The organism is Ferribacterium limneticum (genome assembly GCF_020510625.1).
GTDB lineage: Bacteria > Pseudomonadota > Gammaproteobacteria > Burkholderiales > Rhodocyclaceae > Azonexus > Azonexus limneticus_A.
Map to the genome: position 1 here is coordinate 1,364,591 of NZ_CP075191.1, position 15,992 is coordinate 1,380,582.

Below are 15,992 nucleotides of genomic sequence, written 5' to 3' on the forward strand. Positions count from 1 at the left end.
ATGGCCAACACGCAAAACACCAAACCTGCAGCGAGCGCGACGACGAATGCAACGCCTGGCACTTGCGTCGACGCCAAGTGCGCGCAAAAGCACAAAATCACTTACCGCTTTGTAATTGCCTCCAAACCCGATTTGAACATGCCCTACGCGGTTGCCATCGGCGGCGCCGTCGACGCGGCGTTCAAAGATCGCGCCTTCGGGGTAGCATGCAAAAATGGCAAGATCGAGTTCTACGCCGAGAGCGGCAAAGAAGTGAAGCTTTACCTCAATAGCGATGCCAGTCCGGATTTTCGCAAGGAGCCGGTCTACGCGGTTAGCGTTGGCAATGGCCCGCTGGAGGTGACGATTACCGAAAAGACAGGCGAGCATGCCGACAAGGATGCGCCGACGTTGAAAGAAACCAGGATCAGCGAACCCGATAAAAACGGGACAACGGTAACAACGCAGTACTACACCGCATCGCTAACCGGCGATATCTGGCTCAAGGTTACGCACAAATACAGCATTGACGAGGCCAAAGCCAGGATTCCACCGACGACAGGGGCGGAGATCAAGGCAGCCGTATTGAAGTTTTACGATGGCAGCCTTTCCGACGCATCGCCCAAGTTAAGCGTGACTGTGCCAAAGCAAGGCAGCAACGGGACTCAAACCATCGTCATCGATCCGAATAAATCGGAATCGATGAGCAACGTCAGCGCCAACATTCAGGCCGCCACCGACTTGTACAAAGATGTGCTGCCTCGGGTGCATCCGGAAGGATTTGTGGCGCTGCTCGAAGCGGCGCAGGAGGCGGGAATCGAGACCCTCAAACTCACCTCGACTTGGCGCCCCATGATCGGGTCTATCGCCCATCGTGCGGGACTTGGTCTTGACGTAAACTACCTCGACAACGCACAACTCAACCGTGAGGAACTGCGAGGCAAGAAGCCGACTAAGGCCGCTGACGATAACGTGAGTGACGAAGAGAAACGACTCTTTGCCGAGAAGGAGAAGGCGGACAAGGAGGCAGACGAGGCTATAGCCAAACGGAAGGCGCTTGAGAAACAGCAGACGGAGCTGGATGGCCTCAAGAAAACCAATCCTGGCAAGGTCGATCCGCTCAAGGAAGCGGCACTGGCTAAAGCGCTTGAAGAAGCAACAGAAAATGCCAATAAGGCGCAGAAGGCCAAGAGGGAAACCAACGAAGCCTGGAACAAAGAACGCGACAAGAACGAACCCGCGAAGGTGAAGGGCTACCGGGCCAGCCTTTCAAAGTGCAAGTGCGTCAGCCAAATCTTCGATCCCTGGTTCATGGACGCCAACACGCAGGATCAGATTGCCGCCAAACCCAATGAGCAGCGTGACGCCAACGAGAAGCTTCACGCCCATCATCTGCACATCACCGTGCGTGAACCCAAGATCAGGAAGTAGAGAAATGCAGATTAGGAAAGTGCTGTCTTTGATTGGCTGTGGCGTAGCGCTTGTGACCGCATCGGAGCTTCATGCGGAAGACCAACTTCCCGTCAGTCAGAGGTGGATCGAGCGTCCCTGGGAGTTTAGATACTTCATCAATATCGATACTGCTCAACATATGAAATGGGGAATCAAGGACTGGCAAGAGAGTCTTCAAGCGGCAAAGGTCGGTGGATTGGCTACCTACGAAGGCATCTTTCCCTACAGCGAAGTTGCCAATGTGCGTCGAAATGAGTACGCCGATCTTGGAACCAAACCCCTTGCCAAACTCGTGATCGAATTCGACGAGTCCGGCAATATCAAAACGCTGCATACCGGCCCCAAAGGACTGGCTGGGCATCTGAATCACATATACAGCATCGTGCTTGCCGCCGGTTCAACGAAAAATGATTGGTGGTTTTTGCTCGGCTATTGGTACACCGGCCGAAGCGATGACGATTTAGTCTTTGCGCCGGCCATCTGCAGTTACGAGGATATGGGACTCAGTTCGACCTCAAAAGGGCGATACCAGAAGGGCTACGAAGCCGATATTGTCCAAGGCAATTTCGGTTGCCGCGAATGGGGCTACTACCTTAAAAGTGATGAGCACCCTTATATCGACATTACCTCCTACCAATGGGAGGATGATGAGACAAAACCAGCCAACAAGAAGGGGCGTCGGCCGAAGAAACTCGTTTCCTACGTTCATGAGACCACCGGCTGGGGCCGTTTCGATGTGCCGCCGAAGCCGGTGATCGGCAAGGCATTCGATACCTGGGTCTGTTTCCACGAATGTCCCAACGGCGAAATCCCAGGCATCATTCCCGACATCAAGGCATGGGCAAAGGCCAATGGTTGGCCAGTACCCAAACCACCCAAGAAACAACCGATGTTCCCCGACCGCGAATTCAAGCGCGGCGAGTTTGTCGATTGATTTCTGGCAGACAGCCCTGCAATCCGACCCCACCATTTGCATTCAGGCGATGATCAATCCAGACGAAAGCTTTGACCCGGCACACGCGATGTACGGTATTCGCCTGATGGCCCTGAAAGGTCGTGCCCCGGGCTATCTCGTAAAAATCGAGCGGCGTCATGTCGGATATACCCAATGGTTCGGCTTCGCCCTCTGTGGCGGTCAGGCGGCAGCCCTGATTGCAGCTCAAGCATGGCGCGATGAACAAACTCGCCGACTGGAACCACTGACCAAGCAAGAGTTTGTCTCGCAGATTCGGCCCAACAACACCTCTGGTGCCGCTGGCGTCGTGCGGACAACTCAACGCACCAAAAAGCGCTCGGGGCAGATCTGGTCAGCCGATTATTGGGTTGCCAGACCGCCTCGGGGAATCAAGGTCGGCGCCCGCTATTTCTCGATATCCAGGCATGGTGAGGAAGGCGCAAAAATGCTGGCCTTTGCCGCGCGCCAAGAGATGGAGACCTTGTGCAACGGATATCACGCTCCTCATGTGCCAGAAGCATTTCAGCTAGGCGCGGGCTAAAGGGCGCCGGCGATCCGAAACACGATAGATCGATAAATCATTGCTCAAGTTCGGGTGACTGACGTTCTCCATTCTGTTTTGGGAATGACGGTATTGGGCACGTTTGAGGCATTCACTGCGGGGATATCATCAGGCTGCAAAGGATCGTCTGGGGGGCATTGAAGCTCTTCACCATTCCCTGTCAGTGAGTCGAAACGAAAAAGGGGATGACCTTCCGGTTATCCCCTTGTTTTTGCCCGGCTCGTTGTGGCTCAGTGCCGGTTCTGGATCTCTTCGATATAACCCAGCATGCCGGTCTGGATATTGCCGGCATTGCCTTCGTCGGTGTCGATATGCATGGCCAGGCGGAAGCCCGGATTCACGCGGACGACGACATCGCCGAAGATCAGCTGGCGCTCGCCTTCGATGCGGACGCGGACGACGTAGTTGTCACGAACATGGAAGCGCATGGCGTCTTCCGGCGTCATGTGGATATGGCGCTGGGCGCAGATGACGCCGCGTTCAATCACCGTGCTGCCGTACGGGCCTTCCAGCGTCACGCCAGGCGTGCCGGTCAGGTCGCCGGACTGGCGGATCGGCGGCTGGACGCCGAGCTTGAACTGCTCGGTCATGGCGATTTCGACCTGGGTTTCCTTGCGGGTCGGGCCGAGGACACGAACCTTGGCGATCCGGCCCTTGGGGCCGACCAGATGGACTTGTTCCTCGCAGGCAAACTGGCCGGGCTGCGACAGTTCGTGCATCGGCGTCAGCTGGTGGCCGGGGCCGAACAGCTTTTCGACATCGCCTTGCGACAGGTGCACGTGGTGGGCCGAGATTTCCACAGGAATCGGTGCATCTTCGGCATTGGCGGCGACCAGCAGGGCGTTGCGCTCGATGGCGCGCAGCGTTTCCCAGGCGACCAGGCGCTCGTCGTCGTTGGCAACGACCAGGATGGTGACCGGCGAGTCGTCGGCCGAGATGATCGCGTAGCCATCGATGCGGCCGAGATTACGGTTCTTTTCCTCGTCGAGCTTGATGCCCATGAATTCGAGGCCCTGGCAGGCCAGGCTGCGCACGGCGGCACTGGTTTCACCGACATCGCCGGTGAAGGCGAGGACGTCGATGCCACCCATCGCCGCGACGTAGGCGCCAACGTTCTTGCGCACCTGATAGCAGTAGGCCTTGTGGGCGAGCAGGGCGCGGTGGTGGCCCTCAGCGGCGGCTGCCTCGATATCGTGAATGTCGCTGGAAATGCCCGAGATGCCCTTCAGGCCGCTCTCGCTGTTGATCAGCGTGGACAACTGCTCCGGTGACATCTTGTGCTGGTCCATCAGATGGATCATTACGGCCGGGTCGATGCTGCCCGAGCGGCTGGGCATGATCAGGCCATCGCTGGGGGTCATGCCCATCGTCGTGTCGACCGAACGGCCGTGATCGATGGCACACAGCGAGGCACCGATACCGAGATGGCAGGAAATGATTTCCAGTTCGCCGAGCGGGCGCTTCAGCACTTCGGCTGCCTTCAACGACACGTAGCGGTGCGAGGTGCCGTGGAAGCCGTAGCGGCGAATGCCGTGCTGCTTGTAGAGGTCGTAGGGCAGGCCGTAGAGGTAGGCGTAGGGCGGCAGCGTCTGATGGAAGGCGGTATCGAACACGGCGACCTGCGGCACGTTCGGGAACTGCTTCATCGCAACGCGGATGCCGGCCACGTTAACCGGGTTGTGCAAGGGCGCAAAAACGGCCAGTTCTTCGATTTCAGCAATCACGGCCGGAGTGATGACGACCGAGCTGGAGAACTTGTTGCCGCCATGGACGACGCGGTGGCCAACGGCGGTGACATCTTCCGGATGGAAGGTGAAAGCCTCGCCGAGCAGGGCCGTGGCTTCCTGCATGACCTTGAACAGGTCGGAAAGCTTGAACGGCGCGTGCTCCATCGTCTTCTGCTGCGGGCCGACCATGACGCTGATCAGCGTAACCTGCTGGTCGGCGTGGTCGATGATGCCATGGACGTCGGCGCCGCTTTCCTCGGTATCGTAGATGCCGAAATGAATCTGGCTGATGCCGACATTGAGGACGACGACCTTGCCTGGCTGGCTGGTGGTCAGCGACAGCGCATAGGGGTCGCTGGAGCGGGTGATGGCGTTGGCCTGGGCAGTGACCAGATCGACCGACATGGCGCGGGTGCGGTCGGCGAGCAGTCGGGAAAGATAACCGACGGCCTTGGGGTTGGTCAGGATGTGGGTATTGAAGACGTCCTGCGGAATCATCAGCACGAAGCAGCGGTTGCCGGCAATGACGTCGGCCACGATGCGATCACCGGTGAGCAAGGACATGACGCCGAAGACGTCGCCGACCCCCAGTTGGGTGATCACGGCGCGGGTGCCGGTGTTGTCGGTCATCGAAATCTCGGCGTGGCCGCTGATCATGACGCCGATGAAACGGCCTTCGTCGCCGGTTTCGAGGATGGCTTCGTTGCCCTCGTAAGTGGCCAGTCGGGACTTGATGACGATTTCCTCGACCTTGTCGGCCGGGAAGTTCTCGAACAGGCGCACCTGTTCCAGGAAGAAGCGTTTCAGATCGATTTCACTCATGCTGTTTCTCGCTTGGATCGCGTTATTTTATGCGCCAAAGACTACCATTTTGTTGCGCCGCAGCAAAGTGTGGTTTTCACGGAGAGCGGGCGCTCTTCGCCATTCCCTGCGGCCTCGACACACCCGGGACTCCGCTTCGCGGCGGGCGAGGCGGGAATCCAGGGGCTCTCTCTCAATCCGCAGCGGCGAGATACTTTTATGGATTCCCGCCTGCGCGGGAATGACAATTTCCCCTCAACCCTTGCATTTACCTTCCGCCGCAGGGCGATCGGCGACCAAAGGCCGTAGGGCCGGCTCCATTTCCTTGAGGATCTGTACCGCCAGCGCCGAGGTGAAGTCGTAATTGGCCGCTTTTGACCCTGGCACGAAGGCGGTAACGACCCCGTAGAAGCGGTCTCCGATGTAAAAGGCAAAGGTGGCGGCACGATTCATTACCTTGGCGCTGCGCACCCCGCCGTCGGCGCCGATCACCTTGGAGCGGTGATCGCCGGTGCCGGTCTTGCCACCCACGGCCAAGGGCTTTTCCTCTTCGTCGCGGTAGGTGTCCTTGATGCGTCGAGCGGTGCCGCTATTGACCACCCGCAGCAGGGCGCGCCGGGTGACTTGGGCGACCTCGGCCGGCATGACTCGTTCGCCGGCTTCGGGCTGGCGCTTGAGGCGAGTCTCGAAAGGGGTGTTGGCAGCGAACTGAAGCGCATCAATGCGCACTGTCGGGCGGCGGATGCCGTCATTGACTACGATGCCCATCAGTTCGGCCAGCGCTGCCGGGCGATCGGCCGAACTGCCGATCGAGGTGGCCAGCGAGGGCACCAGATGCTCGAAGGGGTAGCCCAAACGTCGCCACTCCTCGGCGATGCGCTCGAAGGCGGCAACTTCGACGACGATGTCGATGCGCACCTGCTGGGCATGCTTGAAACGTGTGGAGAATAGCCACTTCGAGGCATCGCGGCGGGCCTCGACGCTGGCGGGGACGATGTCTTTCAGTGTCGCTTTCGGCTGGTCCTGCAGATGGCGGACCAGCCACAATTCCAGCGGATGAACCCGGGCCAGATAGCCCTGGTCGGCCAGGTTGTACTGGCGAGTGGCGTGGGTATCGAACAGGCGGCGCAGGCCGGCGTCGGTGCCGGCCTTGTCGCCGAGCTGCTTGCGCATGAAGGCCTCGAAGCTGGCGAAATCGCTCTTCGGCAGCACGCTGAGGTAGGCGGCAGCCTGTGGCACGGGCCGGGAGGGAACCGAGTCGCTGAGTACTTCCAGCCGGTCTTCCGGCGTCACATCGCGGTACTTGTGCCAGTAGGTGCGCAGGAAGCCGAGGCCTTCGCGTTCGGCAAAACGGTTGAGGAAATTCTGGCGGGTTTCTTCGTCATCCTTGTCGCGCAGGCCGCGGGCCGGGGCGTCGACCGCTTCGTAGGCGTGATAGTGGGCGACATCGTGCATGATCCGGACAAAAACCAGATTGACCGACTGTTCAAGGGCGCCAGCGACCGTTGGCGTCTGGCCGTCGTCTTCGTGCTTGAAATTGCTGAAGCGGTGGATGCCGCCGCCGGTAAAGAAAGTCTCGCCGGGGCTGGCCGAATAACGGCGCTCCATGGCGGCTTCGAGCAGATCCTCCAGGGGCATTTCCGGCTTGGCGCGCAAGCTGTCGATGGCCCAGTTGCTCAGGCGGTCGGCCGGGTGGCGTGGCAGCTTGGCCAGTTCTTCCTGTGGCAGCTGGGCATAGCGCTTGTGCAGGTCGGCGACGACCAGCAGGTAGGAAACCAGGGTCCGGAACTTGGCGCTGGAGCCGAGATCGAGCTTGGTGCCGGCGTTGATGTCGAGCGGCTGGTTGAGGTTGTCGGCCTGGATACGCAGCACGTTGGCCGTCGGGGTGCGCTCGTAGAGGGTGAGGCTGTAATTGACCAGTTTCGGGTCGCCCTTGGCGAGCAGGCGTGCTTCCTTGAAGCCGGCGCAGGCGAGGAAGGCCGGGTCGGCCATGCGGTTCAGGATGCGCGTCACCGCTTGCTGGCTGGGGCCGTCCAGCGTGCTGTGCGCTTCCATGTCGTAGTGGTCGAGGGCGTAGAGATTTTCGATATCCAGGAGGTCGCCGAGCGTGCCGCGGATGTCGTTGACCGCTTTGCGCTCGACGAAAGACACCTCCTCGCCGGGCAGGGCGTGGCGGAGCGGGCTGATCTGCACCCTGAGGGCGGCCTCGCGCAGGTCGGCCGGGATCAGCTGGTCTTCGGCCAGCAGGCGGATATAGCTGTCGGTCAGGGCATTGAGGCGGCCCGTGGTATCGCCGAGCAGGCCGGACGGCCGGCGCTGGGCAACGAACAGCGAGAGCGCCTGCTTGAAGGCGGTTGCCCGCGCGGTTAGATCGGCCTTGGGATCGGCCAGCAACTGATTGATAGCGGCGAATTCCTGCCCATACCAGGCCCACAGGCCATCGCCCAGGCCATTGACCTCGCCGTAGCCCGGGATGCCGCCGAGCGGTACGGAATTGATGAAATCGAGCACGATGCGGCGGCGGGCCGGCATGTTTTCCTCGCCGTCCTGATAGGCGCGCAGGGCGGCCGACATCATCTGGTGATATTTGTCGTCGGTGTCATGCGTGCGGCCGCCGGGGGAATGGCGGAATTTTTCGATCTGCGTTGCCAGCGTGCTGCCCCCGGCGCGCCCGCCGCTGCCGAGGTTGGCGCTACGCAAGGCTTGCCCCGCGGCGACCCGGGCTAGCCGGCCCCAGTCGACGGCCGGATTGCGCTTCGGGGTGGCCGGGTCGAGCAGGTCGCGGTTCTCGATGAACAACAGCGCCTCGACCAGCACTGGCGGAATGGCTTCGAAATCGGCGTACTGCAGGCGCGGGTACTGGCTGTCGTAGAGTGGCTGGTCGTGGCGATCGAGGATACGCAGTCCGGCACGCGATTTTTCCCGATAAATGGGGAAATGCCCAAGCGCGACAATGTCGCGAAACCCCCGGGATTGGCGGGCCTGCGCGTCAATGGCGAAACCGGAATTAGTCAGGCGCGGCAGGAAAGTATTCAGTTGCGCATAGCCCAGGCGCTGCTCGTAAGGCCCGGCGTAAGGAAACCAGATGTCCTTGTTGGCGCCGGGCTCAACGGTCCACGTGGAGGTTTTCGCCAGCTCGTTGAAGTAGCGGGCCTGGAAATTCGATTCCTGCATTTCGATCCAGCCGACGGCACCTGCCGCGCCGCCCAGAACCAGAATGCCAAGGGAAAGATAAAGCTTCCAGCGCCGTGGCTGGGCGCCGGTTTGAGGGGTAAGGCTGGACATGAGTCGGGGTCGGGACTTCTGTGAATAATGGATGGGAATGCTTCACGGTGCGGGTGCCTTGGGCTATTTTGTAAATTTCAGACACCGTGAAGAGGGAAGCGATGTTAGGCATTCTGCATGAAAAGAGGACCGTTGAAAGCGACCATTTTGGTCGGCTTCCGGTGAGCATGTATTTTAATTTGAATATGCTGAACGTCCGTCAAATCAGTCCCTGCTGTGTCTATTTTTGAGACCAAGGGAGGCGGGTGATGAAGCTTTTTTCATGGACTGAATAAGAGTACTTGCCCGGATGTTTTGATATCGCTAACTGCTATGCAGTGTCGATATTTTTTACGGTTTTCGGCCATGGCTTTGTTGCTAATAAATAAAGCCAATGAAAATCATTGTGTTGTGAATTCAGGTGCTTATCTTGCTTGGTCTTTGACGGTGCTATACAGATGGAGAAAGATCATGTTTGCAAAGAAATTCAACAAATCGCTAAGCGTAGTGAATTGCATGATCGCAGCGATCGGGTTGTTTGCCAGCGTTTCCGCTCATGCAGAAATTTTCGGCAACGTAGATTTTCCCGGTGGCGCATCGTCATTTGCCGATGCTGTCGTGTCCTATGAGCCAACGTTTGGCGGTGCCTTAGGCCCCGAGGCGAGCGCTCGAGACTCGTCGCAGGCGCTCGGTATCCCAACCGGTAGTGATGGCACGAGCTTCGTTACGCTCGGTGATGGCGGCAGAATTACGCTCCGATTTACCGATAATTCGCTGACCGGCAGCGGTAGTTCTGCGCTGGATCTTTGGATATTCGAGGTCGGGCCGGATGTCGAGGATACCTTTGTCGAGATCAGTAAGGATGGTTCCACTTGGTTTAACGTTGGCAAAGTTGCAGGGGCCACCGCGGGAATTGATATTGATTTCTACGGTTACGGTACATCTGACTTTTTCTCGTTCGTGCGTCTGACTGACGACACGGACGAGGGAGAGCAGGGTAATGGCAGAACGGTCGGTGCCGACATTGATGCGGTTGGTGCCATCACCACGGCACCGCCGGTCAGTGTTCCTGAACCGGGGTCACTCGCGCTCCTGGGCGTGGCCTTGGCAATTGCTGGCTGGCAGCGGCGCAAGTCGAACAGCTAATTTGGCGAACTGCGAAAACAAGAATCCCGGCGTTTGAAGCCGGGATTTTTGTTTGTGTGGCTTTCGTCTGTTTGTCAGGGCATCCAGAACTTCGAACTTTCGGTGACCGAGACTTTTTCGTCGGCCACATCGGTAATGCTGAAACTGATCGGCGTCGCACCGGATTTCGTTGCGCCCGGCTCGGCGCTGACAATGGCGGTCTGGCTGCCGATCTCGCCCCCGGGGACGGTGATTTCGCTGTCGCCGTTCAGACGGGCGCCTTCGACCCCGGCAATGCTGATCCGGAACTTCCGCGTTTGGTCACCGGTATTCATGATCTGCAGGCGATAAGTGTTCTCGATCGAGCCATCGTCCGCTTCCCGTGACAGCACGTTGCGGTCCTTCAGGACATTGACCTTGAGCGGGACGCGGGTAGCCAGCGACCAGGCGGTAGCCCCCGTCAACGCGAGCAGGATGGCCGTGTAGATGATGACTCGCGGCCGGGCTGCCCGTTTGATGATTTCCAGCGTCGAATAACGCATGGTCACGGCATTTTCGGTCGAGTAGCGGATCAATCCGCGCGGGTAGTTCATCTTGTCCATGACCTGATCGCAAGCGTCGATACAGGCGGCGCAGCCGATGCATTCGTTCTGCAAGCCGTTGCGGATGTCGATGCCGGTCGGGCAGACCTGGACGCAGATGCCGCAATCGACGCAGTCGCCCAGGCCCATGGCCTTGGGGTCGGCCCCTTTGGCGCGCGGGCCGCGGGCATCGCCACGCGCCGTGTCGTAGGCGATGATCAGCGTGTCGGGGTCGAACATCACGAACTGGAAGCGGGCGTAGGGGCAGATCTGGCGGCACATCTGGTCGCGCAGGAAGCCGGCATTGCCATAGGTGGCGAAGGCGTAAAACACCACCCAGAAGGACGACCAGGCGCCGGGCGAGAGGGTGATCAGGTCATTGACCAGGTCGCGGATCGGCATGAAATAGCCGACGAAGGTGATCCCGGTCCACAGCGAAAAGACGATCCACGTCGCCTGTTTGGCGCTCTTGAGCGCCAGCTTGCGCGCCGACCACGGGGCGGCATCGAGCTTGATGCGTTGCGGCCGTTCGCCCTCGATCAGCTTTTCGAACCACAGGAAAATTTCCGTATAAACCGTTTGCGGGCAGGTATAGCCGCACCACAATCGCCCGGCGACGGCGGTAAACAGGAACAGGGTGAACGCCCCGAGAATCATCAGCAGCACGAGATAGATCGTGTCCTGCGGCCAGAGTACCAGGTCGAAGAAATAGAACTTGCGGGTGTCTATGTCGAACAGGATCGCCTGACGACCATGCCAGGGCAGCCAGCACAGGCCGTAGAAAATGATCTGGGTCAGCCAGACAAAGGCCCAGCGCCAGCGCGTGTAAGGTCCGCTGATCGAACGCGGATAAACCTTGGCGTCCGGATCGACGACTGGCTTGATTTCAAAGATTTTCTTTGCGGGCTGCTTGGCCATGACTATTCCGGCGATGACCACCCGGGCGAATTGCGCCGCTGGCTGGCATCAGATATAAAACAAATGAATCTTGATGCTATCAACCAAGATTGCCGTAAGCAATATTTAAAATATATCTTTCAAGTGACCATGCGACTGAGCGCCTTTTCCGACTACAGCCTGCGCGTCTTGATGTACCTCGGCGTGCAAACAGACCGGCTGGCAACGATCGCCGAAATCGCCGCCGCCCACGATATTTCAAAGAGCCACCTGATGAAGGTGGTTCATCAGCTCGGGCGTGGCGGCTATATCGAGACCGTGCGCGGCAAGGGCGGCGGTCTGCGCCTTGCCCACCAGCCAAGCGAGATTGTTGTCGGCGAGGTCATTCGCCATACCGAAAACGATTTCACGCTGGCCGAGTGCTTTGCCGACAGGTCCACCTGCCGGATTCAGGGGGGCTGCTGCCTGCCCGCAATCCTCAATGAAGCCCTGAAAGCCATGTTCCTCGTCCTTGACGGCTACACGCTAGCCGACCTGCTGCGGACGCCGGGCGGAGTGATGCCGCTGGCTGGCTGTGATCTGAGCAGTGGCCAGGGAAAAATGGCTGCTCCAATCAGAATGCGAAGCTGAAACCTTCGACTGCCGGGAGGAATTTCATTTCCGCCCATTTTTCCCGATTGTCCGTGGTAATCGCGTTTTTTGCCGAAAGCCTGCGCTCTGTCGAATATTCTGTCTTGGGCCCGCTTGGTGGGATGTTCTGGGGGGTGCTTGATGCCGGGTTCGCTACACGGACTACGCTGATCCAGCTTGTACATGTTTTCGGAAAGCGCAATATAACGCGCGTTAATTATTTTTGTGTATATTGAGCGCACTATTGTGCGCGTCCCAGAGTTTTGTATTGGTGATATAGTGCGTCAAAAGATGCGCGTAGTTGTCGAATATTAAAATTAAGCGCGCAATAGTGCGCCTTATGGAGCATCGATATGCAGACCAGCCATACGCTAGCCGAACTCGAAACAGTATTGGGTGAGCAGCTTAAAAAGCTCCGCTTGAGCCGAAACATTGACCAGACCCTGCTGGCCGAACGGGCCGGCATCAGTCGCCGGGCGCTGCAGAATCTGGAGGCGGGTACGGGCTCCAGTACCGCCAGCCTGCTTTCCGTGGTTCGCGCGCTCGGTCGGGAAGACTGGTTAATGCTCCTGGCGCCGACTGCCACCATCAATCCCTTGAACATGGTTCGCGCCCGCCGCGAGCGGCAGCGAGCTACATCAGTTCGGGTGAAGTCGTCCCCGGCAAAATAAAGCAAAGACAGCCATGGCTACTCCGCTCAAGCCCCGTCGTACCCGCGCTGCGCCGTACAAGCACGTCGACCGTGTCGAAGTCCATCTCTGGGGCCAACTCATGGGCGCGGTCGCCCTTGATCCCGCCTACGGCTTCTACGCCTTTGCCTACGCACCGAGCTTCATCGCCAAAGGGATTGAACCGGCCCCCCTGCGCATGCCGCTGCGCGAAGAGCCCTACATCTTTACCGATTTGCCGCGGGAAACCTACAAGGCGCTGCCGGCGCTACTGAGCGACGCCCTGCCGGACGATTTCGGCAACGCCCTGATCAACAAATACATGGCCGACCGCGGTATCCCGGCCAGCCAGGTGTCTGAAATCGACCGACTGGCCTACATGGGCAACCGCGCCATGGGGGCCATGGTTTTCAAGCCGGGCCGCGGCCCCATTCGCCAGAAACCGACGCCCATCGAACTGAGCGATCTGGTGAACGAAGCGCGCAAGGCCGTCGCCGGGACGATTGAAGACGATGAGCACACCGACGCCGCCCTGCGCAGCATCATCGACGTCGGCACCTCGGCCGGCGGCGCGCGCGCCAAGGCCGTCATCGCCTGGAACCGGACGACCAACGAGGTTCGCTCCGGTCAGTTCGAAGCCGGCGATGGCTTCGAGCACTGGCTGCTCAAGTTCGACGGCATCGGCAAAGACCTCGAACTCGGCGCCTCGGGTGGTTACGGCCGCATTGAGCAGGCGTACTACCTGATGGCCAGGACGGCCGGCATCGAGATGATGGAATGCCGGCTGCTCGAAGAAAACGGCCGGGCGCACTTCATGACGCGCCGCTTTGACCGCGAAGACGGCACCGTCCGCCACCACATGCAAACCCTGTGCGCCATGGATCACCTGGATTACAAGAAAAAAGGCACCAACGCCTACTCGCAGCTTTTCCTGGTCATGGACAAACTCGGGCTACCCTACGAGCAGAAGGAAGAGGCATTCCGGCGCATGGCCTTCAACGTCATGGCGCGTAATTGCGACGACCACACCAAGAACATCTCGTTCCGGCTAAAAGCCAACGAAACCTGGGCCCTGTCCCCCGCCTACGACATCACCTTCGCCCACAACCCGGCCGGCGAATGGACCCACCAGCACCTCATGTCGGTCAACGGAAAATTCAAGAACTTCAGCGAAGATGACCTGCTGGCAGAGGCCGACCGCTTCAAGATCGGCACTGCGCCGCGGGTGATCAGGAAGGTCAGGGAGGCGATCAGGAACTGGCCTGAGTTCGCGCGGGAAACCGGGGTGCCTGATGCGGAGATTGGGAAGATCGGAGGGCAGCATTTGCTGCTCGCCTAGATTTCATTCGAGCCCCATCTCTCCAATTAATGACGTGTGATAATCATGGTTGGACTCAGGGATGTTGGGACGCATGGATACTCGAATCGACGGAAAGCTGAAGACTTGGAACGACGAGAAGGGCTTCGGCTTCATAACCCCGACTAATGGTGGCCAAGATATTTTTGTTCATATTTCAAAGTATCCCCGCCAAGGTGGCAAACCGGTTATTGGCGAAGCACTAAGTTTTGAGGTGGCCCTCAATGCTGACGGCAAAAAGAATGCCGTGAATGTGCATCGTCCCGCTCAGACAAAACCAGCGAAATCTAAGCCGTCTCGCGGAACCCCTGCGAGAGGAAAAGGCTCCTTCTTCGGTACTATCCTTTCCGCCTGCTTCGTTGCTGGGTTGGGCTACATGGGCTATCTGACGTTGCAACCAAAGTCGAAAGCTTCGCAGGTGCAGGCCATACAGAGTTCGCCAGCCACGATTGCTGGTCGCTTCCGTTGCGATGGCAGACGTTTTTGCTCAGACATGACCTCCTGCGAGGAAGCCACGTACTTCCTGAGAAACTGCCCGAATACGGAGATGGATGGGGACGGGGATGGTATTCCCTGTGAGTCTCAGTGGTGCACGGGGCCTTTCGCCAAGTAGGCTGCTAGCCTTGATGTTGAAGGTCGCAAGGGCGCCGAGCCTCTTCATTTTTGCCCATTTTTCCGGTTGACCGTTGCTGTCCTGTTTTTGACTTCAATCCCCTATCTGGCCGACCATCCCGGCGCTGGCCAATAAAAACCCGGCCCGGAGCCCAGTTCTGTTCAGTTAAGCGGAAAACCCTTCGAATTAGTCGTTCCCGCGCAGGCGGGAACCCAGGGGGTTCAAAGTACTGGATTCCCGCCTGCGCGGCTTTTCACGCATATCCGGCGGAATGATCGGGGCATTTTCATACGCTTGGCCCAATCATTGGCCGTTCTGAAGACAACAACTGCCAGCGACTATCACCTTCTGTATATAATCGAATGCTTAAATACATTGGCTGCGGGGCCTTTGGAGAAGCAAGATGTTGAAATTGTTGTCGATGCTGTCGAAGCATCTGGTGCGCGCCATTCCCGCTGTCATGGTGGCCGGTTTCCTGTTCGGCCTGGCCGTGCCGGCCGGCTGGCTGAAGACCTTGATCGTGCCGCTGACTTTCCTGATGGTGTATCCGATGATGGTCAGCCTGAAGCTGGCCAAGGTGCTGGAGGGCGGCGACAGCAAGGCGCAGTTGCTGGCCCAGGTGATCAACTTCGGCATCGTGCCGTTTTTCGCCTTCGGCCTCGGTCGCTATTTCTTCCCAGAACAGCCGTACTACGCGATGGGTCTGCTGCTTGCCGCGCTATTGCCCACTTCGGGCATGACCATTTCGTGGACCGGCTTTGCCGGCGGCAACCTCGGGGCAGCGGTCAAGATGACGGTGCTCGGCCTGATCCTCGGCTCGCTGGCGACGCCTTTTTACGTGCAATGGCTGATGGGGGCGACGGTGCCGGTCGATCTGCTGGCGGTGTTTTCGCAGATCGCCTTCATCGTCTTCCTGCCCATGGTTGCCGGCCATTACACACAGGCCTACCTGCTCAGGAAGCACGGCCAGAAGGCCTTCCAGACCGAATGGGCGCCGCGTTTCCCGCCGTTCTCGACGCTTGGTGTTCTCGGCATCGTCTTCGTCGCGATGGCGCTCAAGGCCGAGCAACTGGCCGCCCGGCCGGCTGAATTGCTGCAACTGCTCGGCCCCTTGCTGGCGCTCTATGTCGGCAACTACCTGCTGAGCACCGTGGTCGCCAAGCTGCTGCTGCCGCGCGGCGACGCCATTGCGCTGGTCTATGGCACGGTGATGCGCAACCTGTCGATTGCCCTGGCCCTGGCCATGAACGCCTTCGGCAGCGCCAGTTCGGATGCGGCGCTGGTCATCACGCTGGCCTACATCATCCAGGTGCAGTCGGCGGCGTGGTACGTCAAGCTGACCGATACGCTGTTCGGCAAGAAGCCGGCCGCTTAAAGCCGG

General features: G+C 59.2%; 12 protein-coding genes. 9 read left to right on the forward strand and 3 right to left on the reverse strand.

The window, feature by feature from the left end:
- The 3 genes from KI617_RS06510 to KI617_RS06520 are packed head-to-tail and all read left to right on the forward strand — an operon-like array spanning position 1 to position 2,927.
- The gene (locus KI617_RS06510) at positions 1 to 1,410 is read left to right on the forward strand and encodes an HAD family hydrolase (RefSeq protein ID WP_226451198.1); all 1,410 of its coding nucleotides are present in this window, start codon (positions 1 to 3) and stop codon (positions 1,408 to 1,410) included.
- A gap of 4 nt (positions 1,411 to 1,414) precedes the next feature.
- Positions 1,415 to 2,365 carry a hypothetical protein gene (locus tag KI617_RS06515; protein WP_226451199.1) on the forward strand — a complete coding sequence of 317 codons (951 nt, stop codon included), beginning with the start codon at positions 1,415 to 1,417 and terminating at the stop codon, positions 2,363 to 2,365.
- Positions 2,355 to 2,927, forward strand: coding sequence for an AP2/ERF family transcription factor (locus tag KI617_RS06520; protein ID WP_226451200.1), 573 nt, complete (start codon positions 2,355 to 2,357; stop codon positions 2,925 to 2,927). Before KI617_RS06515 ends, KI617_RS06520 begins: the two co-directional genes overlap by 11 nt.
- Before the next feature lie 251 nt (positions 2,928 to 3,178).
- Here the strand turns inward: KI617_RS06520 and KI617_RS06525 are convergent, their stop codons facing one another.
- A complete protein-coding gene (locus tag KI617_RS06525) occupies positions 3,179 to 5,497 on the reverse strand; it encodes an acetate/propionate family kinase (protein WP_226451201.1) in 2,319 nt (772 codons plus the stop codon).
- A gap of 234 nt (positions 5,498 to 5,731) precedes the next feature.
- A complete protein-coding gene (locus KI617_RS06530) occupies positions 5,732 to 8,761 on the reverse strand; it encodes a transglycosylase domain-containing protein (protein ID WP_226451202.1) in 3,030 nt (1,009 codons plus the stop codon).
- 450 nt (positions 8,762 to 9,211) lie between these two features.
- Here KI617_RS06530 and KI617_RS06535 point away from each other — a divergent pair, with 450 nt between their 5' ends.
- Positions 9,212 to 9,886 carry a PEP-CTERM sorting domain-containing protein gene (locus KI617_RS06535; protein WP_226451203.1) on the forward strand — a complete coding sequence of 225 codons (675 nt, stop codon included), beginning with the start codon at positions 9,212 to 9,214 and terminating at the stop codon, positions 9,884 to 9,886.
- A gap of 74 nt (positions 9,887 to 9,960) precedes the next feature.
- Here the strand turns inward: KI617_RS06535 and ccoG are convergent, their stop codons facing one another.
- Positions 9,961 to 11,364: a cytochrome c oxidase accessory protein CcoG gene (ccoG, locus tag KI617_RS06540; RefSeq protein WP_226451204.1), complete on the reverse strand. Its 1,404-nt coding sequence runs from the start codon at positions 11,362 to 11,364 to the stop codon at positions 9,961 to 9,963.
- Between the two features lie 30 nt (positions 11,365 to 11,394).
- Between ccoG and KI617_RS06545 the strand changes: the two genes are divergently transcribed.
- From KI617_RS06545 to KI617_RS06565, 5 genes are all read left to right on the forward strand, one after another.
- Positions 11,395 to 11,973: an RrF2 family transcriptional regulator gene (locus KI617_RS06545; RefSeq protein WP_319004140.1), complete on the forward strand. Its 579-nt coding sequence runs from the start codon at positions 11,395 to 11,397 to the stop codon at positions 11,971 to 11,973.
- A 353-nt stretch (positions 11,974 to 12,326) separates the two neighbouring features.
- Entirely contained in the window at positions 12,327 to 12,644 is a 318-nt protein-coding gene (locus KI617_RS06550; RefSeq protein WP_226451205.1) for a helix-turn-helix domain-containing protein, read from the forward strand.
- Between the two features lie 13 nt (positions 12,645 to 12,657).
- Positions 12,658 to 13,980, forward strand: a complete 1,323-nt coding sequence (locus KI617_RS06555) for a type II toxin-antitoxin system HipA family toxin (RefSeq protein ID WP_226451206.1) — start codon at positions 12,658 to 12,660, stop codon at positions 13,978 to 13,980.
- Between the two features lie 73 nt (positions 13,981 to 14,053).
- Positions 14,054 to 14,611: a cold shock domain-containing protein gene (locus KI617_RS06560; RefSeq protein WP_226451207.1), complete on the forward strand. Its 558-nt coding sequence runs from the start codon at positions 14,054 to 14,056 to the stop codon at positions 14,609 to 14,611.
- A gap of 403 nt (positions 14,612 to 15,014) precedes the next feature.
- Positions 15,015 to 15,986 (forward strand): arsenic resistance protein, encoded by a 972-nt coding sequence (locus KI617_RS06565; RefSeq protein ID WP_226451208.1) that lies wholly within the window; start codon positions 15,015 to 15,017, stop codon positions 15,984 to 15,986.
- Positions 15,987 to 15,992 lie beyond the last annotated feature (6 nt).

What these genes read in the sequence shown, in the direction of transcription:
- KI617_RS06565 (WP_226451208.1), top strand. Translation starts at nt 15,015, where the DNA reads ATGTTGAAATTGTTGTCGATGCTGTCGAAGCATCTGGTGCGCGCCATT.
- KI617_RS06530 (WP_226451202.1), bottom strand. Translation starts at nt 8,761, where the DNA reads ATGTCCAGCCTTACCCCTCAAACCGGCGCCCAGCCACGGCGCTGGAAG.
- KI617_RS06550 (WP_226451205.1), top strand. Translation starts at nt 12,327, where the DNA reads ATGCAGACCAGCCATACGCTAGCCGAACTCGAAACAGTATTGGGTGAG.
- KI617_RS06510 (WP_226451198.1), top strand. Translation starts at nt 1, where the DNA reads ATGGCCAACACGCAAAACACCAAACCTGCAGCGAGCGCGACGACGAAT.
- KI617_RS06560 (WP_226451207.1), top strand. Translation starts at nt 14,054, where the DNA reads ATGGATACTCGAATCGACGGAAAGCTGAAGACTTGGAACGACGAGAAG.
- KI617_RS06555 (WP_226451206.1), top strand. Translation starts at nt 12,658, where the DNA reads ATGGCTACTCCGCTCAAGCCCCGTCGTACCCGCGCTGCGCCGTACAAG.
- KI617_RS06525 (WP_226451201.1), bottom strand. Translation starts at nt 5,497, where the DNA reads ATGAGTGAAATCGATCTGAAACGCTTCTTCCTGGAACAGGTGCGCCTG.
- KI617_RS06535 (WP_226451203.1), top strand. Translation starts at nt 9,212, where the DNA reads ATGTTTGCAAAGAAATTCAACAAATCGCTAAGCGTAGTGAATTGCATG.
- ccoG (WP_226451204.1), bottom strand. Translation starts at nt 11,364, where the DNA reads ATGGCCAAGCAGCCCGCAAAGAAAATCTTTGAAATCAAGCCAGTCGTC.
- KI617_RS06515 (WP_226451199.1), top strand. Translation starts at nt 1,415, where the DNA reads ATGCAGATTAGGAAAGTGCTGTCTTTGATTGGCTGTGGCGTAGCGCTT.